The following is a 22,048-nucleotide window of genomic DNA, read 5'->3' as shown; positions in this document are numbered from 1 at the left end:
GACTTCGAGCTCGGGAGGGGCGCTCTCGCGGACGCTATTGCAGGATGGCGACGACCAGGAGGAGGAAGCCGGCGACGGCGACCACGGCGTGGACCAGTACCAGCCAGACGGGGAGCAGCTCGCGCTTCCACTCGTAACCGAGGAACAGCACCGTGCCGCCGGCGGCGGCGACCAGCAGCAGCACCAGCGACCACAGCGCCGCGGCCGGGGCGGCGGTGGCCAGCACGGCGTAGGCCAGCAGCGCGACGCCGGCGACCGCGAGCCCGCCGTGGCCCATGGCCAGCCACACCGGCGGGTTGCGGTTGCCTGAGAAGCGGATCCCGGCCATCGCCAGGCCGCCCAGGGCGGCCAGCAGGAACAGGACGCAGGAGGTCTGCAGGAGCGGTTGGGCTTCCATGGCGCGATTCCTCTGATGGACTGGCCCGATGTGATACCCGAGCCGGTCCGCGCACGGTGAAACGCATGTGGAAAGGCGCGGCTCCGCCCCCATAGAGGATATGCGCCGGTGCCGTATTGATTCACCGCGCCTATCGTATAGATGAGATCAATCAATTTGATCTTTTCTATTCGGATTCCTAAGATCGTCCCGTTGAACTTCCCACCCACCCCCGGAGGACCCAAGGAAATGTCCCTGATCAACACCCCCATCAAGCCGTTCAAGGCCCAGGCCTACAAGGACGGCAAGTTCATCGAAGTCTCCGACGCGGACCTCAAGGGCAAGTGGTCGGTGTTCTTCTTCTACCCGGCCGACTTCACCTTCGTCTGCCCGACCGAGCTCGAGGACCTGGCCGACCATTACGACGAGTTCCAGAAGCTCGGCGTCGAGATCTACAGCGTGTCCACCGACACCCACTTCTCGCACAAGGCCTGGCACGACACCTCCGAGGCGATCGGCAAGATCAAGTACACGATGATCGGCGACCCGGCCGGCGTGATCACCAACAACTTCGAGAACATGCGCGAGGGCCAGGGCCTGGCCGACCGCGCGACCTTCGTGGTCGACCCGGACGGCATCATCCAGGCGATGGAAGTGACCGCCGAGGGCATCGGCCGCGACGCCGGCGACCTGCTGCGCAAGGTCAAGGCGGCGCAGTACGTGGCCGCGCATCCGGGCGAAGTGTGCCCGGCGAAGTGGAAGGAAGGCGAGAAGACGCTGAAGCCGTCGCTCGACCTGGTCGGCAAGATCTGACCCGACCCGACCCTCCCCCCAGCGGCCGGTTCCCATTGGCCGGCCGCACCGTCCCGGGCGCGACGCCCGGGACACCCTCCCCCCATTCCGGACCACGGAGCCACAGCCATGCTCGACGCAGACCTCAAGGCCCAGCTGGCGGCCTACATGGAGAAGCTGCAGCAGCCGATCGAACTCGTCGCGTCGCTGGACGACAGCGACAAGTCGCGCGAGCTCGGCGAACTGCTGCGCGACATCGCTTCGACTTCCGACAGGATCTCCATCCGCGACGGCGACGACCCGCGCAAGCCTTCGTTCGCGATCGTGCGCGCCGGCACCGACGTGCAGGTGCGCTTCGCCGGCATCCCGATGGGACACGAATTCACTTCGCTGGTGCTGGCGCTGCTGCAGGTCGGCGGCCACCCGGTGAAGATCGACGAGGAACTCGCCGACCAGGTCCGCGACCTGGAGGGTGAGTTCGTGTTCGAGACCTACATGTCGCTCTCGTGCCAGAGCTGCCCGGACACGGTCCAGGCGCTGAACGCGATGAGCGTGCTCAATTCCAACATCCGCCACGTCGCCATCGACGGCGCCCTGTACCAGGACGAGGTCGAGGCGCGCGAGGTGATGAGCGTGCCGACCGTGTTCCTCAACGGCGAGCCGTTCGACCAGGGCCGGATGACGATCGAGCAGATCGTCGCGAAGCTCGATACCGGCGCGGCGGCGAAGGCGGCCGCGAAGATCGCGCAGAAGGACCCCTTCGACGTGCTCGTGGTCGGTGGCGGCCCGGCCGGCGCCGCCGCGGCGATCTATGCCGCGCGCAAGGGCATCCGCACCGGCGTCGCCGCCGAGCGCTTCGGCGGCCAGGTGCTGGACACGCTGGCGATCGAGAACTTCATCTCGGTGCAGTACACCGAGGGTCCGCAGCTGGGCGTGGCGCTGGAACAGCACGTGCGCGAATACGACGTTGACGTGATGAACCTCCAGCGCGCGGCGAAGCTGGTACCGGCGAGTGCGCCGGGCGGCCTGCTGGAAGTCCAGCTCGAGAGCGGCGCCTCGCTGCAGGCGAAGACCGTCGTGCTGGCCACCGGCGCCCGCTGGCGCCAGGTCGGCGTGCCCGGCGAGGACCAGTACCGCAACAAGGGCGTGGCCTACTGCCCGCACTGCGACGGCCCGCTGTACAAGGGCAAGCGCGTGGCGGTGATCGGCGGCGGCAACTCCGGCGTCGAGGCCGCGATCGACCTGGCCGGCATCGTCGAGCACGTGACCCTGCTCGAGTTCGACGCGAAGCTGCGCGCCGACGAGGTGCTGCAGCGCAAGCTGCGCAGCCTGCCGAACGTGGACGTGCTGGTGAACGCGCAGACCACCGAGATCCTGGGCGACGGCAGCAAGGTCACCGCGCTGGTCTACAAGGACCGCGAGAGCGGCGAATCGAGCACCGTCGAGCTGGCCGGCGTGTTCGTGCAGATCGGCCTGCTGCCCAACACCGAGTGGCTGAAGGGCACGGTGGAGCTGAGCCCGCGCGGCGAGATCGTGATCGACGAGCGCGGCGCCACCAGCGTGCCGGGCGTGTTCGCCGCCGGCGACGCGACCACGGTGCCGTACAAGCAGATCGTGATCGCGATGGGTGCCGGCTGCACCGCTGCGCTGAGCGCGTTCGACCACCTGATCCGCACCTCGGCGCCGGCCGGCGACGTGGCCAGGGCCGCGTAGCCGCGCGCCGCCCGACCGGCATGAACCTGCGCGATCTCCAGTACCTGGTGGCGCTGGCCGAGCACAGGCATTTCGGCCGCGCCGCCGCGGCCAGCTTCGTGAGCCAGCCGACGCTGTCCACGCAGATCCGCAAGCTGGAGGAGGAGCTCGGGGTGGTGCTGGTCGAGCGCGCGCCGCGCAAGGTGATGCTGACGCCGGCCGGCGAGGAGATGGTGGCGCGCGCGCGCCGGGTGCTGGCCGAGGTCGAGCAGATGAAGGAGGCCGCGCGCCGCACCCAGGACCCGGAGGCCGGCAGCATCCGCCTCGGCATCTTCCCGACCCTCGGCCCCTACCTGCTGCCGCACGTGATGCCGCGCCTGCGCCGGCGCTTCCCGCGGCTGGAGCTCCTGCTGGTCGAAGAGAAGACCCCGGTACTGCTGGAACGCCTGCAGCAGGGTCGCCTGGACGCGGCGCTGCTGGCGCTGCCGCTGCACGACGAGCAATTGCACGTGGAGCCGGTATTCGAGGAACCCTTCGTGCTCGCGGTCCCGGCCGGGCACCGCCTCGCGGATGCGTCGTCCATCACCATGGACGGACTGGCCGACGAGCGCCTGCTGCTGCTCGAGGACGGCCATTGCCTGCGCGACCAGGCCCTCGACGTCTGCCGTCTCTCCGGGGCCAGCGAGAAGAGCGAATTCCGCGCCACCAGCCTGGAGACCCTGCGCCAGATGGTGGCCGCGGGCGTGGGCGTCACCCTGCTGCCGACGCTGGCGGTGAAACCGCCGGTCGCGCGCTCCCGGGACATCCGCCTGCTGCCCTTCGAGGACGCCGACCCGCCGAGCCGCCGGATCGGCATGGCCTGGCGGCGGAGCTCGGCGCGCGCTGGTATCCTGCAGGAGCTGGCCGGCGTGTTCCGCTCGCTGCCTCCGGAGCTGCTGGCCCCGCCCGCCGCGGCAGTTGAACAAGACGCCGCCACCGGCTAACTTTGAGCCATTCGAACGACCTGCGGGCGGGGCGCACGACGCCCCGCCCGCGTTCGCTTTGGCAACGCCACATGGAGCAAGACCGATGCCTGCCACTCCCGCCAACCCGCCCCTGGTCCTCTCGCGACTGGATTGCGAGCGCCTCGAGGCGCTGCTCGACCAGCCGGCGCAGGCGGGCCCGCAGTTCGACGGCCTGCGCGACGAACTCGCGCGCGCCGAGGTCTGCGAGCCGAAGGACGTGCCGGCCGACGCGATCACCATGAATTCCACCGCCCGCTTCGTGGACGAGGCGACCGGCGCCGAGCGCGAACTGACCCTCGTCTACCCGCGCGATGCCGACGGCAGCCCGGACAAGGTCTCGATCCTGGCCCCGGTCGGCAGCGCGCTGCTCGGCCTTCGCGCCGGGCAGAGCATCGAGTGGCAGCTCCCGGGCGGGCGCAGCACGCGCCTGCGCGTGCTCGAGATCCGCTACCAGCCGGAGGCGGCGGGCGAATTCCACCGCTGAGCACGACGTGACCGACCGACCCGCCCCCGCCACGGAGGTCGTGCCCGGCCGCCAGGACGTTCCCCGGCAGGATTTCATCCGCCAGATCGTCCGCGAGGACCTGGCCAGCGGCAAGCACGCCGCGATCCGCACCCGCTTCCCGCCCGAGCCCAACGGCTACCTGCACATCGGCCACGCCAAGGCGATCTGCCTGGACTTCGGCATCGCCGCCGAGTTCGGCGGGCGCTGCAACCTGCGCTTCGACGACACCAACCCGGCGAAGGAAGACCCGGAGTACGTGGCCGCGATCCAGGAGGACGTGCGCTGGCTGGGCTTCGACTGGGCCTCGCTACGCCACGCCTCGGACTACTTCGAGGTGTTCTACCTGGGCGCCGAGAAGCTGATCCGCCAAGGCGACGCCTTCGTCTGCGACCTCTCCGCCGAGGAAGTGCGCGAGTACCGCGGCACCCTGACCGAACCGGGGCGCAATTCGCCGTACCGCGAGCGCAGCATCGAGGAGAACCTTGACCTGTTCCGGCGCATGCGCGCCGGCGAGTTCGCCGACGGCAGCCGCACCCTGCGCGCGAAGATCGACATGGCCTCGGGCAACATCGCCATGCGCGACCCGGCGATCTACCGGATCAAGAAGGTGCCGCACCAGAACACCGGCGACGCCTGGCCGATCTACCCGATGTACGACTACGCGCACTCGCTGTCGGACGCGATCGAAGGCATCACCCACTCGCTGTGCACGCTGGAGTTCGAGGACCGGCGCCCGCTGTACGACTGGTGCGTGGACAAGGTGGACCTAGCCGGCCACCCGGAGTTGCTGCAGCCGCTGCTCGACCGCGGTTTCCCGCTGGAGGCGGCCAAGCCGCGCCAGATCGAGTTCTCGCGGCTCAACTTCAACTACCTGGTGATGAGCAAGCGCAAGCTGCTCGCGCTGGTCGAGGACGGCCTGGTGGATGGGTGGGACGACCCGCGCATGCCCACCCTGCAGGGCATCCGCCGCCGCGGCTACACGCCCTCGGCGCTGCGCCTGATGGTCGACCGGGTCGGCGTCAGCAAGCAGAACTCGCTGCTCGACATCGGCGTGCTCGAGGGCGCGCTGCGCGACGACCTCGACGCGCGCGCGCCGCGGCGCATGGCGGTGCTCGATCCGCTGAAGGTGGTGCTGGCCAACCTGGCGGAAGGCCACGAGGAATCGCTGGTGTTCCCCAACCATCCCAAGGACGAGTCGCAGGGCACGCGCGAGATCCCGTTCTCGCGCGAACTCTGGATCGAGCGCGAGGATTTCGCCGAGGTCCCGCCCAAGGGCTTCAAGCGGCTGGTCCCCGGCGGCGACGTGCGCCTGCGCGGCGCCGGCATCATCCGTTGCGACGAGGTGGTCAAGGACGCCGACGGCAACGTGGTCGAGCTGCGCTGCACGCTCGACCCGGAATCGCGCCCCGGCATGGAAGGCGCCAACCGCAAGGTCAAGGGCACCATCCACTGGGTCAGCGCGCGGCACGCGGTGGCGGCCGAGATCCGCCTGTACGACCGGCTGTTCACCGTGCCCGACCCCGACGTGGACGAAGGCGGCAAGAGCTATCGCGACTACCTCAATCCGGAGTCGCGCCGCGTCGTTACCGGCTATGTCGAGCCGGCGGCGGCCACGGCGGAACCGGAGCAGTCGTTCCAGTTCGAGCGCAACGGCTACTTCGTCGCCGACCGCCGCGACCACCGCGGCGACGCGCCGGTGTTCAACCGCAGCGTCACCCTGCGCGACACCTGGGCACGGAAGCCCTGACCGCCATGGGCATGCTGCCGCTGCAACTGCACCTCACGCTGCCGCCCTGGGTGCACGAACTCGACCTGTCGGGCCGCGACTTCGCCGGCGACGAGGCCAAGGTCGCGCTGGCGATCGAGCTGGCGCGCCGCAACGTCGAGGCGCGCAGCGGCGGGCCGTTCGGGGCCGCGATCTTCGACGATCGCGACCGGGTCGTCGCGGTCGGCGTCAACCGCGTGCTGCCGCAGAACTGCTCGGTGGCGCACGCCGAGATCATGGCCTTCGCCATGGCCCAGCAGCGCCTGCAGCGCTCGCGCCTGAACGAGGACGGGCGCAAGGTCGTGCTCGCGACCTCCGCGCAGCCGTGCTGCCAGTGCTACGGCGCCAGCGTGTGGGCCGGCATCGACCGCCTGCTGATCGGCGCGCGCAGCGAGGACACCGAATCGCTCACCGAGTTCGACGAAGGCCCCTTGCCGGAGGACTGGATCGGAGAGCTGGAGCGGCGCGGGATCGAAGTCGTCCGCGACCTGCGTCGTGACGAAGCCTGCACGGTGCTGAAGGCCTACGGCGAACTGGGCGGCGCGTTCTACTGAGCTTCAGCCAATCCGGCCCGGGTTGACGGGTGGTTGATGGTGCGCGCGCAAGCATGGCCCGCGATCCCATCAGCGAGGCACCCCCAATGACCCGCAAGCACGCCTGTCTTTCCATCGCCCTGCTCGCCGCCATGGGCGCCACCGCGCCTGCGCTGGCGCAGACCCAGGAGCAGCAGGAAGCCCTGCGCGAAGCCGAGGCCGCTCGCGAAGCCGCGGCCGCCGCGCGCGCGAACGCCTCCGCCGCGATCGACGCCGCCGCCGACGCCGATGCCACGGCGGACGTCGCCGCGGACAGCCCGACCGCCGAACTCGCGGCCGGCGTGGCCGCGGCCAACGCCAGCCAGGCGGCCGTCGCCGCGGGCCTGGCCACCGGCGCGGCCCAGGCCGCGGATTCCGCCGCCAACGACGCTGCCATCGGCCACATGGTGAGCAAGGACGCCTCCAGGGTGGCGGACGAGGCCGAGGACGTCGCCCGCGCGGCCAACGCGGCCGCGCTCGACGCCGCCATCGACGCCGAGGTCGCCCACCAGGTCGCCACCGACGCCGCGCTGGCACCGCCGGCGCAGGTGCAGGTGCCGACGCCGCCGGTGGACGTGGACGTGCGCGCCGGCGCGGGGGCGGACGTCACCGTCACCGACCAGCCCGGCAACTCGATCTCGTCGAACTACAGCGTCGACTTCGCCGCCATGGATGCCAACGGCGACGGCGCCATCGTGCGCGCGGAGGCGCGCGGCAACGCCGACCTCATGCGCGAGTTCCACGTCGTCGACCTGGACGACAACGGGCGCTTGAGCCGCGCGGAGATGAAGGACTGGATCGACCCGCTCGAAGTCCCGTCGGGCGGCCAGCCGGTGCGCTGACCGCTTACAGGCCCGAGGCGCGCCGCCAGAGGCCGTGGGTGACCGGCGGCAGCCGGCCCGCCAACCCCAGCAGCGGCCCTCGCAGCAGGGCCGCTGCCACGTTGTCCGAGGTGTAGACGTCGTGGATCGCCTCGAACGCGTGCGCGGCCACCGCCGCTTCGCTGCGCCGCGTCCGCGCCCATCGCCGCAGGCGCGCCGGGCTCGCCCAGTCTCCGCCACGGCTGCGGGCGTCACCAACCAGGGCGGCGAGCGCCGCGACGTCGCGCAGCCCCAGGTTCACGCCCTGCCCCGCCAGCGGATGCACGACGTGCGCGGCGTCGCCGAGCACCAGCACGCGTCCGTGCGCGTAATCTGATGCCAGCTGCCGCCGCAGGGGGAACGCCGCACGCGGCGACACCGGCGTCATCGCGCCCAGCCGGCGGTCGAACGCGCGCGTCAGCTCATGGCCGAACGCAGCGTCGTCCAGCGCGAGCACGCGCGCAGCCTCGTCCGCGGGCAGGCTCCACACGATCGAGCAGCTGCCGTCCGCGAACGGCAGCACCGCGAGCGGGCCGCCGGGCAGGAAGCGCTGCCAGGCGGTGTCTTCGTGCGGGCGCTCGCCGGCGACGTAACCGACCACGCCGCGCTGCCCGTAGTCGCGCGACGCGGTGCCGATGCCGGCGAGTTCGCGCAGCGTCGAGCGCGCGCCGTCGGCGGCCACCGCGATCCGCGCCTGCAGCCAGCCGCCGTCGTCCAGGCGCAGGCGCACGCCGGCCTCGTCCTGTTCCAGCGCCTCCACCCTGGCGGGGCAGTGCAGGCGCACGCCGGCGCGCGGCAGCGCCGCCCACAGGCGGTCCTGCAGCAGCGTGTTCTCCACGATCCAGCCGAGTTCGCGGCGGCCGTAGGCATCGGCGTCGAAGGCCAGCTCGCCGCCGCCGGCGGCGTCCCACACGCGCATGCGCCGGTAGGGCTGCGCCCGCGCGGAAACGATGTCCTGCCAGACGCCCAGGCCCTCGAACAGCCGTGCATTGTCCGCAGCGAACGCGAACACCCGCAGGTCCGGGGGCGTCGGCGTCCAGCTCGGCGCCAGCGCCGCCTCCACGAGCGCGACCTCCAAGCCCTCGCCCGCCAGCGCCAGCGCGCACGCAGCGCCGACCACGCCGCCGCCGGCGACCACGGCATCCAGGACCATGCGCCGGCTCACGCGTTGCCCCGCGACAGCCGCGGCACGTCGCCGCGATAGCCCATGGCGCCGCCCACCAGCCAGCCCTGCAGGGTCGGCGAGCGGTCCACCGCCGCCATCCCGGCGGCACGCAGCAATCGCGGCACGGTGCCGGGGGAGGCGCTCAGGCGCGCCAGTCCGTCGGAGAACGCGAGCGTGCGCGCGCGGTCTTCCTCGCGCCGCGCCGCATACGCGGCCAGCAGGGCGTCGCTGCCCGGGTCGGCGGTGCCCTCCAGCAGCTCCGCCAGGGTCAGCGCGTCGCGCAGGCCGAGGTTGAATCCCTGCGCGCCGAGCGGATGCACCGACTGCGCAGCGTTGCCGACCAGCACCGCGCGCGGCGCGACCAGCCGTTCGGCACACACGCGCACGGCCAAGTGGCGGGAACGCTCGCCGATCCCGAGGAAACGCCCGGCGCGCCAGCCGAACTCGCGCTGCAGCCGCGCCAGCCATCCGGCGTCGTCGAGCGCGGCGACCGCGTCGGCCTCGGCTGCATCCACGCCGTGCACCAGGCCATGGCAGCCGTCGCCGCGCGGCAGCAGCGCGGTCGGGCCGTGCGGACCGAGGCGCTCCCAGGCGGTGCCGTCGGGCGCGCGCGAGGTGCGCACCCGGGCCACGAACAACGCCTGCCCGTAGTCGTGCTGCGCAACGCCGATGCCGAGCGCGTCGCGGACGCTGCTGCGCGCGCCGTCGGCCGCCACCAGCAGCCGCGTCGCGATCGTGGATTCCCCGGCGCTGCCGGCCAGGCGCAGCCGGCGCAGGCCATCGTCCCCGGCCTCCAGGCCGAGGAAGCGCGCGGGACGGTAGCGGGCGATGCGCGGCAGCGCCGCGAGCCGCGCCTCCAGCGCGTCGCCGAAGTCGCGCGCGACCACGATCTCTCCGAAGCAGTCGCGGCCGTAGGCAGGCGCGTCCAGCAGCACGCGCCCGAAATCGCCACGGCGGCTGACGTGGATGCGCCGGATCGGCGCGCGCGGCATGCGCAGCAGCGCCATCACCCCGAGCGCGTCCAGCGCGTTGACGGTGGCCTCGGCGAAACTCAGGTTGCGCTGGTCGAACACCGCCGGCAACGCGCCCGGCGGCGTGGCCTCGACCAGCGCCACGTCCACGCCGATGCGTTCCAGCGCGATCGCCAGGCTGGCGCCGACCAGGCCGCCGCCGACCACCACCACGTCGTGCCTGGCGGTGGGCGCGGCGCGGCGCTGCCCTTGGGGGTCCTGCTTTTCCGGGCGTGCGTGCGCGGGGGTCTCCATGGCTGCGCTATGCTACCGGTTCCGGCTCCATCGACTGCACGACACGACATGAATCGAACCGCCACTGCCTTCGCCCCCGGCCCGCTGGTGCTGACCGGCCTGATCGCCGCCGCCGCGCTGTCGCGGCTGCTGCCGCATCCGCCGAACTTCTCGCCGGTGGAGGCGATCGCGCTGTTCGGTGGCGCGTACTTCGCTTCGCGCCAGCTCGCGCTGCTGGTTCCGCTGGTGGCGCTGCTGCTGTCCGACCTGGTGCTCGGGGCGGTGCTGGGCGCCAGCTACGCCGGCTACATCGGCGGCATCAGCTTCTGGTCCGTGTATGCGTGCATCGCGCTGTCCACGGTGCTCGGCTTCGGCCTGCGGGGCCGCGTCACCGGCCCCCGCCTGCTCGGCTTCTCGCTCGCCGGCTCGGTGCTGTTCTTCGTGGTGACCAATTTCGCTGCGTGGCTGGCCTCGCCGTTCTATCCGCAGACCGGCGCCGGGCTGATGGCGGCGTTCGTCGCCGGCATCCCGTTCTTCAAGTGGACCCTGCTCGGCACGCTCGCCTACGCCGCGCTGCTGTTCGGCGGGTTCGCCCTGCTCCGCCGCCGGCTCCCGGTGCTCGCCGCGCAGACGGTCTGACGCCCGCATGGGCAACCGCCTGTCGAAGATCTACACGCGCACCGGCGACGACGGCAGCACCGGCCTGGGCGACGGCACCCGCGTCGCCAAGGACTCGGCCCGGGTCGCCGCCTACGGCACCGTTGACGAGGCCAACTCCGCGATCGGCGTGGTCCTCGCCAGCCCGGTGCCGCAGGACGTGGCCGACCTGCTGACCACCGTGCAGCACCAGCTGTTCGACCTAGGCGGCGAGCTCTGCATCCCCGGGCACGCCGCCATCGGCGACGCCGACATCGAGGCCCTGGAGCGCGCGCTCGACGGCTACAACGCCGACCTGCCGCCACTGAAGGAATTCATCCTGCCGGGCGGCGGCGAGGCGGCGGCGCGCTGCCACCTCGCGCGCACGATCGTGCGCCGCGCCGAGCGCGCCACGGTGACCCTCGCCAGCGCCGAGGACGTCCGTCCGCAGGCGATCCGCTACCTCAACCGGCTCTCCGACCTGCTGTTCGTGCTGGCCCGCGTCTTGGCCCGCCGCGACGGCCACGGCGAGGTGGTCTGGAAGCACGAGCGGCGGCGTCCGGCGACCGGCACCTGAGCGTGGCGTGAATTGCCGGTACACCGGCAATGCGGCAAGCTGTCCGCCGTTTCCGATCCCGGTCCCCCGCGTGCGCAAAGCCCTCAGACTGCTGCCGCTCCCCGCGCTGGTCGCCCTGTCGCTGTCGGCCCACGCCGCCGACGAACGCCCGGAAGACTGGCGCCTGTGCCCGGTCGTGGATGCCATCCCGGCGTTCCCGGATGCGCAGAACCCGACCGGCATCACCAGCACGCGCGTCGACCAGCCGACCGACATCTACGGCGACACCCTGGGCGGGACCGAGGAAAAGCCCGTGTTCGAGGGCAACGTGTCGCTCCGTCGTGGCGACCAGTTCCTCGGCACGGACAAGCTCACCTACGAGAGCGAGACCGGCACCTACGTCGCCACCGGCAGCGTGCGCTACCAGGATTCGGGCATGCGCCTGGTCGCGGAAACCGCCGAGGGCAACCAGAACAGCGACACCCACCAGCTCAACGACGTCAGCTACCAGCTGGTTTCGCGGCGCGGCAACGGCGGCGCCGACCACATCACCATGCACGGGCCGCTCGGCTCGCTGTACGGCGCCACCTATTCGACCTGCCCGCCCGGCGAACGCAGCTGGGAGCTGCGCGCCCGCCGCATCGACGTGGACACCGAGGAAGGCATGGGCGTCGCGCGCGGCGCGGTGCTGCGCGTGGGCAAGGTGCCGGTGCTGTACGTGCCCTGGTTCCCGTTCCCGGTTGACGACCGCCGCCGCACCGGCCTGCTCTACCCGGCGGTGGGCTCGTCGAGCCGCAACGGCTTCGACTACCGCCAGCCGATCTACCTCAACCTGGCGCCGAACTACGACGCCACCCTGACCCCGCGGCTGATGACCGAGCGCGGCGTGCAGCTCGGCACCCAGTTCCGCTACCTGGTGGAGGGCGGCGCCGGCACCCTGGAGTTCGACTACCTGCCGTCCGACCGCCTCGCCAGCCGCGAGCGCGACGAGGAGACCGCGGAGTTCATCGAGAAGGGCTATCCGCTGGAGAACCGGCGCGACGACGACCGCGGCCAGTTCAGTTTCCGCGGCCACCAGCGGCTGTCCGGCAGCTGGATCGCGCGCGGCAACCTCAACTGGATCAGCGACCCGCGCTACCTCGAGGACTTCAGCAACAACATCGACGGGCTGGCGCCGTATGCCCTGACCAGCAATGTCGGCGTGTACGGCCAGGGCCGCTACTGGAGCGCCGGCCTGATGGCCGACCACTACCAGCTCGCCGACTACACCCTGTCGGACCTGGTGCTGCCGCACGACCGGCTCCCGCGCGCCTTCGCCTCCTGGGAACAGCCCTTCGCCGAGTGGCTTACCCTGGGCATGGATGCCGAGGCCGTGCGCTTCCACCACCCGGACAAGCCCGGCGGCAGCCGCTTCGACGCCAGGCCCTTCGTCAGCATGCCGCTGCAGGGCGCGAGCTGGTTCATGACCCCGAAGCTGGCCTGGCGCCACACCAGCTACCGCCTGGACGAACCGCTGGCCGCGGCCGCGGGCAGCGATTCGCCGCGCCGCAGCCTGCCGATCGCGTCGCTGGACGCCGGCCTGTTCTTCGAGCGCGACGCCGACATCCGCGGCGAGGACTACCTGCAGACGCTGGAACCGCGCCTGTTCTACCTGCGCGTGCCCTACCGCGACCAGTCCGGGCTGCCGTTGTTCGACACCCGGCCGATGACCTTCAGCTGGGGCCAGCTGTTCCGCGACAACCGCTACACCGGCGCCGACCGGCAGACCGACGCCAACCAGCTGACGCTCGCGGTCTCCACCCGCCTGCTGCGCCAGTCCGACGGGCGCGAGAAGCTGTCGGCGAGCCTGGGGCAGATCCGCTACTTCGACGACTCGCGGGTCACCGCGCCGGGCGAGGAGCCGGTGGAGCGCGGCAAGTCGGCCTGGGTCGGCGACATCAGCTACGCGGTCAACGACCGCTGGAGCCTCGGCGGCTCCTACCAGTGGGATCCCAAGTTCCGGCGCAAGGACCTCGCCAGCCTGCGCACCCGGTACCTGGTCGGCGACACCGGCGTGGTCAACTTCTCCTACCGCTACCGGCGCGACCTGCTCGAGCAGGTGGACCTCAACTTCCTGTACCCGCTGAATCCGTCCTGGAGCCTGGTCGGGCGCTATTACTACTCGCTGGACGACCGCCAGCTGCTCGAGGGCATCGCCGGCGTGCAGTGGGACAGCTGCTGCATGGCGGTGCGCCTGGTGGGCCGGCGGCACGTGCACAACCGCGAAGGCGACCTCGGCACCTCGCTGCAGTTCGAGATCGAACTGAAGGGCCTGGGCTCGGCCGGCCCGGACACGGAGAGCCGCTTGCGCCGTGCTATCCTCGGCTACTATCGCGAGGACCTGTACCTGGTCCCGCCCTCCGAGGTCGCCCCTGATCCGGACGGTGACGCCCACTCCCCCGACCCGACGCCATGACCCGACTGCTTGCCTGCCTCCTTGCCCTTGCCGGGCTCTTCCCGCTGGCGCAGGCCACGGCCCAGCAACTCCAGCCGCTCGACCGCATCGTCGCCGTCGTGGACGAGGACGTCATCCTGCGCAGCGAGCTCGACCGCGCGCTGCGCAACATCTACGGCCAGTTCGCCGGACGCGAGGACCAGCTCCCGCCGCGCGAATACCTCGAGCGCCAGGTGCTCGAGCGCATGGTCCTGACCCAGCTGCAGGTCGCCCGCGCGCGCGCCTCCGGCATGGAGGTCAGCGAGCAGGAGCTGGACGCGGCCATCGCCGGCATCGCGCAGCAGAACAACACCAGCCTCGAGGGCCTGGTGGGCGAGCTCGCGCGCAGCGGCATGACCCTGGCCGACCTGCGCGAGTCGGTTCGCGACGAGATCCTGATCCAGCGCATGCGCCAGAGCTTCGCCCAGGGGCGCGTGAGCGTCAGCGAGGGCGAAGTGGATGCCGCGCTCGCCAACCAGCAGGGCGGCGGCGCGCAGTACCGCCTCGCCCACATCCTGGTCGGGGTGCCCGAGGGCGCCTCCGCCGACCAGATCGCCACGGCGCAGGAGAAGGCCAACCGCATCCTCGCCGAGCTCCGCCAGGGCGGCATCGACTTCGCCGCCGCCGCGGTGCGCTACTCCGACAGCCCCAACGCGCTGGAAGGCGGCGACTTGGGCTGGCGCAACATCGACGAGATCCCGCCGTCGTTCACCCAGGTGATCATGCAGATGCAGCCCGGCGGAGTGATCGGCCCGATCCGCGGCCCCAGCGGCTTCCAGCTGCTGCAGCTCACCGACATCCGCCAGGCCCAGGCCGGGGCCGGCACCATCACCCAGTTCCGCGCGCGCCACATCCTGGTCACCGGCGACGACGCCGCGGCCGTGGCGAAGCTGGAAACGCTGCGCGCGCGCGTGGCCGGCGGCGCCGACTTCGGCGAACTGGCGCGCGAGAACTCCGAGGACGAGGACACCGCCTCGCGCGGTGGCGAGCTCGGCTGGTTCGCGCGCGACGCCTACGGCGTGGACTTCGGGCAGCAACTCGCGGCGCTGCAGGACGGCGAGGTGTCGGCGCCCTTCAAGACCCAGGCCGGCTGGCACATCGTCCAGCGCGAGGGCGAGCGGCAGACCGTCGCCGCCGACGAGAACCGCCGCCAGCAGGTGCGCGAGAGCATCGGCCAGCGCAAGCTCGAAGAGCAGTGGGAGCGCTTCCTGCGCGAACTGCGCGGCGAAGCCTTCGTGGACATCCGCCTCGGCACGCCGGATCCGGCCGCCGGCAACGCCGGCTGAGATGCCGCGACCGCGGCTGGCGCTGGTTCCGGGCGAGCCGGCCGGCGTCGGCCCGGAACTCTGCGTCCGCGCGGCACAGCGTGCCTGGGATGCGGACCTGCTCGCCTTCGGGGACCCCACCGCGCTGGCGCGCGCCGCCGGCGCCCTCGGATTGCCGCTCGTGCTCGCTACCCCTGGCACCCCTTCCGCACCCGGGGTGCTACCGCTCGTCGAGGTCGCGACCCCGGTCGCCGTCCAGGCCGGCGTCCCGGACCCCGCCAACGCCGCCGCCACCATCGCCGCGCTCGAGCAGGCCGGCGCCGCCTGCCTCGCCGGCAGTCTCGACGGGCTCGTGACCGGGCCGGTGCACAAGGCCGCCATCAACGACGGCGGCATCGCCTACACGGGCACCACCGGGCTGCTCGCGGCCCAGGCCGGGCGCGAGGTGGTGATGATGCTGGCCAACGACATCGTGCGCGTGGCGCTGGCGACCACCCACCTGCCGCTGCGCGCGGTCGCCGACGCGATCACCCCGGCGGCGCTGGAACGCACGCTGCGGATCCTGCACGCGGCGCTGCGGGACGACTTCGGCATCCCCGCGCCGCGCGTGCTGGTGCTCGGCCTGAACCCGCACGCGGGCGAGGACGGGCACCTGGGGCGCGAGGAGATCGATGTGATCGCGCCGGTGCTGGATCGCCTGCGCGCCGAAGGGATGTCGCTGGCGGGCCCGCTGCCTGCCGACACCGCGTTCCTGCCCGCGAAGCTGCGCGACTGCGACGCGGTGCTGGCGATGTACCACGACCAGGGCTTGCCGGTGCTCAAGTACAGCGGCTTCGAGCAGGCCGTGAACCTGACCCTGGGCCTGCCCTACCCGCGGGTCGCCGTGGACCACGGCACCGCGCTCGACATCGCCGGCACCGGCACCGCGGATCCGTCGAGCCTGTTCGCCGCGATCGACGCCTGCAGCCGGCTGGCGCTGCGGCGGGCGCGCGCGTGAGCCGGCAGCGCCCCGCCCCGCGCGCCCGCGATGCGCGCGACGCCGACGGCTTCCGCCGCGACGCCAAGAAGCACCTCGGCCAGAACTTCCTGCACGACCGCGGCGTGATCGATCGCATCGTGCTGGCGATCGATCCCCGACCCGGCGACCGCATCGTCGAGATCGGGCCCGGCCAGGGTGCGCTGACGCTGCCGCTGCTCGACCGCCACGGCGCGCTCACCGCGATCGAGTTCGACCGCGACCTGCTCGAGCCGCTGTCCGCGGCGGCCGCGCCACGCGGCGAACTCACGCTGCTCAACGCCGACGTGCTCGAGGTGGACTTCACCGCGCTGGCGGCCGGCGGACAGCTGCGCCTGGCCGGCAACCTGCCCTACAACCTGTCGTCGCCGATCCTGTTCCATGCGCTGGAGCACGCCGGCGCGATCCGCGACATGCACTTCATGCTGCAAAAGGAAGTGGTCGAGCGCATGGGCGCGGCCCCGGGCAGCAAGGTCTACGGACGCCTGAGCGTGATGCTGCAGGCGTACTGCACGGTGACGCCGCTGTTCACCGTGGGCCCGGGCGCGTTCCGCCCCGCGCCGAAGGTGGACTCCGCGGTCGTGCGGCTGGTACCACGTGCGCCCGGCACCGTCGGCATCGGGGATCCGTCGCGATTCGCCGCCATCGTGCGCGCCGCGTTCGGCCAGCGCCGCAAGACGCTGCGCAATGCGCTCGCGGCCGTGGCCACTCCCGCACTGATCGAGGCCGCGGGCCTGCGTCCCGACATGCGCGCCGAACAGGTCCCGGTCGAGGGTTTCGTGCGACTGGCCAACCTGGCGCCGCCGGAAGCGCACTGAGCGCGGCGGCGGGTGCCGCCGCACCCGCGATTCCCGCTTACACTGGCGCCATGGCTATCTGGGCGATCGGCGACCTGCAGGGATGTCATGCGCCGACGCAGCGGCTGCTGGAGCGCATCCGCTTCGACCCTGCGCGCGACACGCTGTGGTTCTGCGGCGACCTTGTCAACCGTGGCGGCGAGTCGCTGGAGACCTTGCGGCTCGTGCATTCGCTGCGCGACAACTGTGTCGTCGTGCTCGGCAACCACGACCTGTCCCTGCTGGCCATCGCCGAGCGCAGGCCGGAGGAACAGCGCAAGGTCAATCCCGACCTGCAGCGGGTGCTGTTCGCGCCCGATGCCCGCGAGATGCTGGACTGGCTGCGCGGGCGCCCGTTGCTGCATGCCGATCGCGAGCTGGGCTGGATGATGGTGCACGCCGGACTGGCGCCGAAGTGGACCACGCAGCTGGCGCAGAAGCACGCCGCCGAGGTCGAGCGTGCGCTCCATGGCGAGGGCTATCGCAAGCTCCTGCGCAACATGTACGGCGACCGCCCGGCGTGGTCGCCGGGGCTCTCGGGCCACGACCGGCAGCGCGCGATCATCAACGTGTTCACGCGCCTGCGCTACTGCACCCCGCGCGGGCGCATCGCGTTCGACGAGAAGGGGCCGCCGGGGACGCAGCAGCCGGGCCTGTATCCGTGGTACGCGGTGCCCGGGCGCGCGGAGCGCGACCTCAGGATCGTCTGCGGGCACTGGTCGGCGCTGGGGCTGTTCATCGGCCACGGGGTGCACGCGATCGACACCGGGGCGGTCTGGGGCGGCAGGCTCACGGCGCTGCAGCTGGACAGCGAGGAGTTGCGGATCGTGCAGGTGCCGGGGCGGGACGTGCCGGCTAATCCGGCGCGGCGCTGATCCGGGTTTCGAGCTCCGGAGGGACGCTCCACGGAGAAGGCGGTGCCCCTGGCCTCCTCCAGAGCGTTTTGAGTCGTCGGCCAGGGGCACCGCCTTCTCCGCTGCGCTTCGCTGGTACTCGAAGCCTGCGGCTTCTTGTTTCCGGGGGCACGTTACTGGCGGTGGTAGTCGACGAATTCGAAGGGGTGGGCGTGGCGGTCGTCGGCGGGGTGCGGTTCGCGGGAGACGGGTTGCCACTGTGTTGCATCGAAGCGGGGGAAGAAGGCGTCGGCGCCCTCGACTACGGTGTCCACCCAGGTCAGGTGCATGCGGGTGGCCAGCGGCAGGGTCGCGGCGAACACTTCGCCGCCGCCGATGACCCAGAGTTCGCCGGCGTCGCGCACCGCTTGCAGTGCCGCGTCCAGCGACCCGAACGGTTCCATGCCCTCGAACGGGACCTTGCCGCTGCGCGTCAGCACGAGGTTGCGGCGGCCCGGCAGCGCGCGGCGGAGCGACTCGGCGGTCCGGCGGCCCATCAGCACCGGCTTGCCGAGGGTCAGCGCCTTGAACCGCTTGAGGTCGTCCGGCAAATGCCAGGGCAGGTCGCCGTCCTTGCCGATCGCGAATTCGCGGTCGAGCGCCGCCAGCAGGGTCAGCGTGGTCACACCGCCACCGGTGCCTTGATCGCGGGCAGCGGGTCGTAGCCCTCGATCGCGATGTGCTCGTAGCGGAAGGCGAACAGGTCGTCGACCGCGGGATCGAGCACCAGCGTGGGCAACCGCCGCGGCTCGCGCGAAAGCTGCTCGCGCGCCTGCTCGAAGTGGTTCGAGTACAGGTGCGCGTCGCCCAGGGTGTGCACGAAGTCGCCGACGCCCAGGCCGCAGACCTGCGCCACCATGTGGGTGAGCAGCGCGTAGCTGGCGATGTTGAAGGGCACGCCGAGGAAGATGTCGCCGCTGCGCTGGTAGAGCTGGCAGCTCAGGCGCCCGTCGGCGACGTAGAACTGGAACAGCGTGTGGCAGGGCATCAACGCCATCGCCGGCAGGTCGGCAACGTTCCATGCGGACACGATCAGGCGCCGCGAATCGGGGTTGCGCCGGATCTCGTCCACCACCCAGCGCACCTGGTCGATTTCGCGGCCGTCGCTGCCGGTCCAGCGCCGCCATTGCTTGCCGTACACCGGCCCGAGTTCGCCCTGTTCGTCCGCCCACTCGTCCCAGATCGAGACCTTGTTCTCGCGCAGGTAGGCGATGTTGGTCTCGCCCTTCAGGAACCACAGCAACTCGTGCACGATCGAGCGCAGGTGCAGCTTCTTCGTGGTCACCAGCGGGAAGCCCTCGCGCAGGTCGAAGCGCATCTGCCAGCCGAACACGCTGCGCGTGCCGGTGCCGGTGCGGTCGTCCTTGTCGGTGCCCTGCTCGAGCACGTGGCGCAGCAGGTCGAGGTACTGGCGCATCTCAGTTCGCCGTGTCCGGGGCCGGAACCGGCTGCAGGGTCGGCGCGCTGCGCGACTTCCACAGCCAGAACAGGCCCAGCGCCACCAGCGGCAGGCTCAGCAACTGGCCCATGGTCAGCCAGCCGAACGCCAGGTAGCCGAGTTGCGCATCGGGGACGCGCACGAACTCGACCAGGAAGCGGAAGCTGCCGTAGAGCAGCGCGAACAGCCCCGCCACCGCGTAGCGCGGGCGCGGGCGGCTGGAGAACCACCACAGGGCCACGAACATCACCAGGCCCTCGAGCAGCGCCTGGTACAGCGGCGAGGGATGCCGCGCGTAACGGTCGAGCGCGCCGCTGGCGTGCAGCGCCTGCAGCTGCTCCGGGGCGAGCCGCAGCAGCGGCGCCTCGGCGTGCGGGAAGATCACGCCCCAGTCGCCGCCGGTGTACTTGCCCCACAGCTCGCCGTTGATGAAGTTGCCGAGCCTGCCGAAGCCCAGGCCGGGCGGCACCAGCGGCGCCACGAAGTCGGCCACGTCCATGAAGTGCAGGCGGTGCTTGCGCGCCCACCACCAAGCCGCGATGCAGACGCCGACGAGGCCGCCGTGGAAGCTCATGCCGCCGTTCCAGATCTCGAACACCTGCAACGGGTCGGCCAGGTAGGCGGACAGGTCGTAGAACAGGATGTAGCCGAGCCGGCCACCGAGGATGACGCCGAGCATGCCGTAGAACACGAGGTCGCCGAACGCCTGTGCGTCGACGCCGGGCAGGCGGCCCTGAAGGACGCGTCGGCGGCCGAGCCACCACGCCAGGCCGAAGCCGAGCAGGTACATCACCCCGTACCAGTGCACGGCCGGGTGCAGGGTCATGCCGAAGAGGGAGAATTCCGGGAACTGCAGTGCGATCGGATCGATCCGGTGCAACCAGGGCGACATCGACGGCTCCGTGGCGGGACCGGCCTATTGTGCCTGCTCAGGACAGGTGCGGCAGGTCGGGAAGTTCGTTCTCGTCCGGGACGTCGTCCACGCGCGGGAAATGCGCGGCCACCAGCCGCGACGCGGCCTCGATCCCCTGCACCGCCGCGGCCTCCGGGTCGCCGGCGCGCAGGCGCTCCTCCATCAGCTGGCAGATTCCGCGCCACTGCGCGTCGCTGACGCGCCCGCGGAAGCCGCGGTCGGCCACGATCTCGATCCGGTGGTCGGCCAGCAGCAGGTACACCAGCACCCCGTTGTTGGCCGCGGTGTCCCAAACGCGCAGGCGCGAGAAAGCCTCCTCGGCGCGCTGGCGCGCGTCCACGCCCGCGAACACTGCGCGCAGGGGCAGCGCGGATTCGACCGCGAAACAGGTTTCGCCGGTATGCGTGGCCTCGCCCCGCGCGACCGCCTCGGCGATCCGCTGCAGGCTCTCCTCGCGGAACAGGCGCGCCGCCGAGGGCGCGAACAGGTGCCGGAACAGGCGACCGATCATGGCCCCGGCCTCACCAGCTGCCGGAGGCGCCGCCGCCCCCGCTCATGCCGCCGCCGCCGGACCAGCCGCCCCCGCCGAAGCCGCCGCCGCTGCGACCGCCGCCGCCCCAGCCGCCGCCGCCCCAGCCTCCGCCGAAGGGCGGGCCGCCGAAACCGCCCCAGCCGCCATGGCGCACCACGCGCCCCGACGGCGCCTGCGCGAGCCCGAACAGCAATCCGATGAAGGCGCCAACTCCGCCCAGGAGCAGCGCCTGCCCGATCATCCAGGCGACCCCGCCCGCGGCGCCGGCCCCAAGCACGCCGCGCACGCCCCTCGGGGTTCGCGCGAAGATTCCGCGCGCGACCTGGGCGACGATGAAAGCCGCGAACAGCGCGATCATCCAGTTGCCGCCGATGCCTCGCGGGCGGGGACGACTGTCGGCCATCGGTTCCGGCAGCGGCTCGCCCTCGACCAGCCTGGCCAGCACGGCCGTGGCCTCGTCGAGGCCGCCGCCGAAGTCCCCGTCGCGGAACCTCGGCACCATGTACTCCTGGATCACGCGCGCCGCGGTGGCGTCCGGGATCGCGCCCTCGAGGCCGTAGCCGGGCTGGATGCGCACGCGCCGGTCGTCCCTGGCGACCAGCACCAGCACGCCGTCGTCCACCGATTCGCGGCCCAGCTTCCACTGGTCGTACACGCGCTGCGCGTAGGCGGCGATGTCCTCCGGTTCGGTGGTCGGCACCATCAGCACCTGCAACTGGCTGCCCTTCGATGCCTGCAGGGCTCGCGCCCGTGCCTCGATCCGCTGCACGGTGGCCGCGTCGAGGGTGCCGGTCGTGTCGACCACCGGCGCGTCCAGCGGCGGGATCGGCTGCAGTCCCTGCGCCGCCGCCCATGCCGGCAGCAGCAGGCACGGCAGCAACAACCATCCGGCGAGCCGGCGCAGGCTCATCCCGCGTCGGGCTGGCCGAAGTCCACCGCCGGCGCGTCCTCGATCGCCTCGACGTCGTCCACGGTGAAGTTCGGCCTGGTGTCGTAGCCGAACAGCTTCGCGGTGAGGTTGACCGGGAAGCGGCGGATGTAGGTGTTGTAGTCCTGCACCGCCTGGATGTAGCGCTGGCGCTCGACGGTGATCCGGTTCTCGGTGCCCTCGAGCTGCGCCTGCAGCTGCAGGAAGTTCTGGTCGGCCTTGAGCTGCGGGTAGTTCTCGCTCACCAGCAGCAGTCGCCCAATGGCGCCCTGCAGCTGGCCCTGCGCCTGCTGGAACCGTTCCAGCGACTCGGGATCGCCGGCGTCCACGTTGATGCTGCCGACCCGCGCGCGCGCCTCGGTGACCTCGGTGAACACCCGCTCTTCGTGGGCAGCGTAGCCCTTGACGGTCGCGACCAGGTTCGGCACCAGGTCGGCACGGCGCTTGTAGACGTTGAGGACCTGCGACCAGGCGGCATCCACCGCCTCGTCCCTGGACTGGATCTCGTTGTAGCCGCAGCCGCTGAGCAGCGCGGAAAGCAGCAGGAGCACGACGACCTGGAGCGCACGCATCGGAAACCCCACGACG

Annotated in this window: 22 protein-coding genes and 1 pseudogene; 14 read left to right on the top strand and 9 right to left on the bottom strand. The window is 71.8% G+C overall.

Features of this window, described 5'->3' with window-relative positions; genetic code table 11:
• Positions 1-34: 34 nt before the first annotated feature.
• Entirely contained in the window at positions 35-397 is a 363-nt protein-coding gene (locus E4F25_RS11125; RefSeq protein WP_140910196.1) for a hypothetical protein, read from the bottom strand.
• A gap of 228 nt (positions 398-625) precedes the next feature.
• Here E4F25_RS11125 and ahpC point away from each other — a divergent pair, with 228 nt between their 5' ends.
• The 7 genes from ahpC (at position 626) to E4F25_RS11090 (ending at position 7,548) form a co-directional block, all read left to right on the top strand.
• Positions 626-1,189 (top strand): alkyl hydroperoxide reductase subunit C, encoded by a 564-nt coding sequence (gene ahpC, locus E4F25_RS11120; protein ID WP_140910195.1) that lies wholly within the window; start codon positions 626-628, stop codon positions 1,187-1,189.
• 108 nt (positions 1,190-1,297) lie between these two features.
• Positions 1,298-2,881 carry an alkyl hydroperoxide reductase subunit F gene (ahpF, locus tag E4F25_RS11115; protein WP_140910194.1) on the top strand — a complete coding sequence of 528 codons (1,584 nt, stop codon included), beginning with the start codon at positions 1,298-1,300 and terminating at the stop codon, positions 2,879-2,881.
• 20 nt (positions 2,882-2,901) lie between these two features.
• Positions 2,902-3,843, top strand: coding sequence for a DNA-binding transcriptional regulator OxyR (gene oxyR, locus E4F25_RS11110; RefSeq protein ID WP_140910193.1), 942 nt, complete (start codon positions 2,902-2,904; stop codon positions 3,841-3,843).
• 85 nt (positions 3,844-3,928) lie between these two features.
• Positions 3,929-4,348 (top strand): nucleoside diphosphate kinase regulator, encoded by a 420-nt coding sequence (gene rnk / locus E4F25_RS11105; RefSeq protein ID WP_140910192.1) that lies wholly within the window; start codon positions 3,929-3,931, stop codon positions 4,346-4,348.
• 7 nt (positions 4,349-4,355) lie between these two features.
• Positions 4,356-6,116 carry a glutamine--tRNA ligase/YqeY domain fusion protein gene (locus tag E4F25_RS11100; protein ID WP_407062816.1) on the top strand — a complete coding sequence of 587 codons (1,761 nt, stop codon included), beginning with the start codon at positions 4,356-4,358 and terminating at the stop codon, positions 6,114-6,116.
• 11 nt (positions 6,117-6,127) lie between these two features.
• Entirely contained in the window at positions 6,128-6,688 is a 561-nt protein-coding gene (locus E4F25_RS11095) for a nucleoside deaminase (RefSeq protein WP_140910431.1), read from the top strand.
• An 86-nt stretch (positions 6,689-6,774) separates the two neighbouring features.
• A complete protein-coding gene (locus tag E4F25_RS11090; protein WP_140910191.1) occupies positions 6,775-7,548 on the top strand; it encodes an EF-hand domain-containing protein in 774 nt (257 codons plus the stop codon).
• A 4-nt stretch (positions 7,549-7,552) separates the two neighbouring features.
• Here the strand turns inward: E4F25_RS11090 and E4F25_RS11085 are convergent, their stop codons facing one another.
• Together E4F25_RS11085 and ubiH are read right to left on the bottom strand one after the other, a co-directional pair.
• Complete coding sequence (locus E4F25_RS11085; protein ID WP_140910190.1) at positions 7,553-8,731, bottom strand: UbiH/UbiF family hydroxylase; 1,179 nt, start codon at positions 8,729-8,731, stop codon at positions 7,553-7,555.
• On the bottom strand, positions 8,728-9,996 hold the full coding sequence (ubiH, locus tag E4F25_RS11080; RefSeq protein WP_140910189.1) for a 2-octaprenyl-6-methoxyphenyl hydroxylase: 1,269 nt from the start codon (positions 9,994-9,996) through the stop codon (positions 8,728-8,730). Before ubiH ends, E4F25_RS11085 begins: the two co-directional genes overlap by 4 nt.
• 48 nt (positions 9,997-10,044) lie before the next feature.
• On the opposite strand from ubiH, the gene E4F25_RS11075 reads away from it, so the two are divergent.
• From E4F25_RS11075 to E4F25_RS11045, 7 genes and pseudogenes are all read left to right on the top strand, one after another.
• Positions 10,045-10,614 (top strand): DUF6580 family putative transport protein, encoded by a 570-nt coding sequence (locus E4F25_RS11075; protein WP_140910188.1) that lies wholly within the window; start codon positions 10,045-10,047, stop codon positions 10,612-10,614.
• A gap of 7 nt (positions 10,615-10,621) precedes the next feature.
• Positions 10,622-11,188, top strand: a complete 567-nt coding sequence (locus E4F25_RS11070) for a cob(I)yrinic acid a,c-diamide adenosyltransferase (protein ID WP_140910187.1) — start codon at positions 10,622-10,624, stop codon at positions 11,186-11,188.
• A 70-nt stretch (positions 11,189-11,258) separates the two neighbouring features.
• Positions 11,259-13,622, top strand: coding sequence for an LPS assembly protein LptD (gene lptD, locus E4F25_RS11065; RefSeq protein WP_140910186.1), 2,364 nt, complete (start codon positions 11,259-11,261; stop codon positions 13,620-13,622).
• Positions 13,619-14,926, top strand: a complete 1,308-nt coding sequence (locus tag E4F25_RS11060) for a peptidylprolyl isomerase (protein WP_140910185.1) — start codon at positions 13,619-13,621, stop codon at positions 14,924-14,926. The genes lptD and E4F25_RS11060 overlap by 4 nt, the downstream gene beginning before the upstream one ends.
• Position 14,927: 1 nt before the next feature.
• Complete coding sequence (pdxA, locus tag E4F25_RS11055; RefSeq protein WP_140910184.1) at positions 14,928-15,902, top strand: 4-hydroxythreonine-4-phosphate dehydrogenase PdxA; 975 nt, start codon at positions 14,928-14,930, stop codon at positions 15,900-15,902.
• Positions 15,899-16,738: a 16S rRNA (adenine(1518)-N(6)/adenine(1519)-N(6))-dimethyltransferase RsmA gene (gene rsmA / locus E4F25_RS11050; protein WP_140910183.1), complete on the top strand. Its 840-nt coding sequence runs from the start codon at positions 15,899-15,901 to the stop codon at positions 16,736-16,738. The genes pdxA and rsmA overlap by 4 nt, the downstream gene beginning before the upstream one ends.
• Before the next feature lie 50 nt (positions 16,739-16,788).
• Positions 16,789-17,613, top strand: a pseudogene (locus tag E4F25_RS11045) (symmetrical bis(5'-nucleosyl)-tetraphosphatase); the annotation flags it as partial.
• A 170-nt stretch (positions 17,614-17,783) separates the two neighbouring features.
• Here the strand turns inward: E4F25_RS11045 and E4F25_RS11040 are convergent.
• From E4F25_RS11040 to E4F25_RS11015, 6 genes are read right to left on the bottom strand one after another with little or no spacing between them, the layout of a single operon-like run.
• A complete protein-coding gene (locus E4F25_RS11040) occupies positions 17,784-18,266 on the bottom strand; it encodes a dihydrofolate reductase (protein WP_140910430.1) in 483 nt (160 codons plus the stop codon).
• 5 nt (positions 18,267-18,271) lie between these two features.
• Complete coding sequence (locus E4F25_RS11035; protein WP_140910181.1) at positions 18,272-19,066, bottom strand: thymidylate synthase; 795 nt, start codon at positions 19,064-19,066, stop codon at positions 18,272-18,274.
• A gap of 1 nt (position 19,067) precedes the next feature.
• A complete protein-coding gene (gene lgt, locus E4F25_RS11030; protein WP_140910180.1) occupies positions 19,068-19,979 on the bottom strand; it encodes a prolipoprotein diacylglyceryl transferase in 912 nt (303 codons plus the stop codon).
• 37 nt (positions 19,980-20,016) lie between these two features.
• Positions 20,017-20,511, bottom strand: a complete 495-nt coding sequence (locus E4F25_RS11025) for a TPM domain-containing protein (RefSeq protein ID WP_140910179.1) — start codon at positions 20,509-20,511, stop codon at positions 20,017-20,019.
• Between the two features lie 10 nt (positions 20,512-20,521).
• Positions 20,522-21,442: a TPM domain-containing protein gene (locus tag E4F25_RS11020; protein WP_140910178.1), complete on the bottom strand. Its 921-nt coding sequence runs from the start codon at positions 21,440-21,442 to the stop codon at positions 20,522-20,524.
• On the bottom strand, positions 21,439-22,032 hold the full coding sequence (locus E4F25_RS11015) for a LemA family protein (RefSeq protein ID WP_140910177.1): 594 nt from the start codon (positions 22,030-22,032) through the stop codon (positions 21,439-21,441). The genes E4F25_RS11020 and E4F25_RS11015 overlap by 4 nt, the downstream gene beginning before the upstream one ends.
• Positions 22,033-22,048 lie beyond the last annotated feature (16 nt).

Origin of the sequence: Cognatiluteimonas lumbrici (assembly GCF_006476065.1) — a bacterium.
In the GTDB taxonomy this organism is placed as follows: domain Bacteria; phylum Pseudomonadota; class Gammaproteobacteria; order Xanthomonadales; family Xanthomonadaceae; genus Cognatiluteimonas; species Cognatiluteimonas lumbrici.
This window is presented reverse-complemented; position numbering and strand designations above follow the sequence as displayed.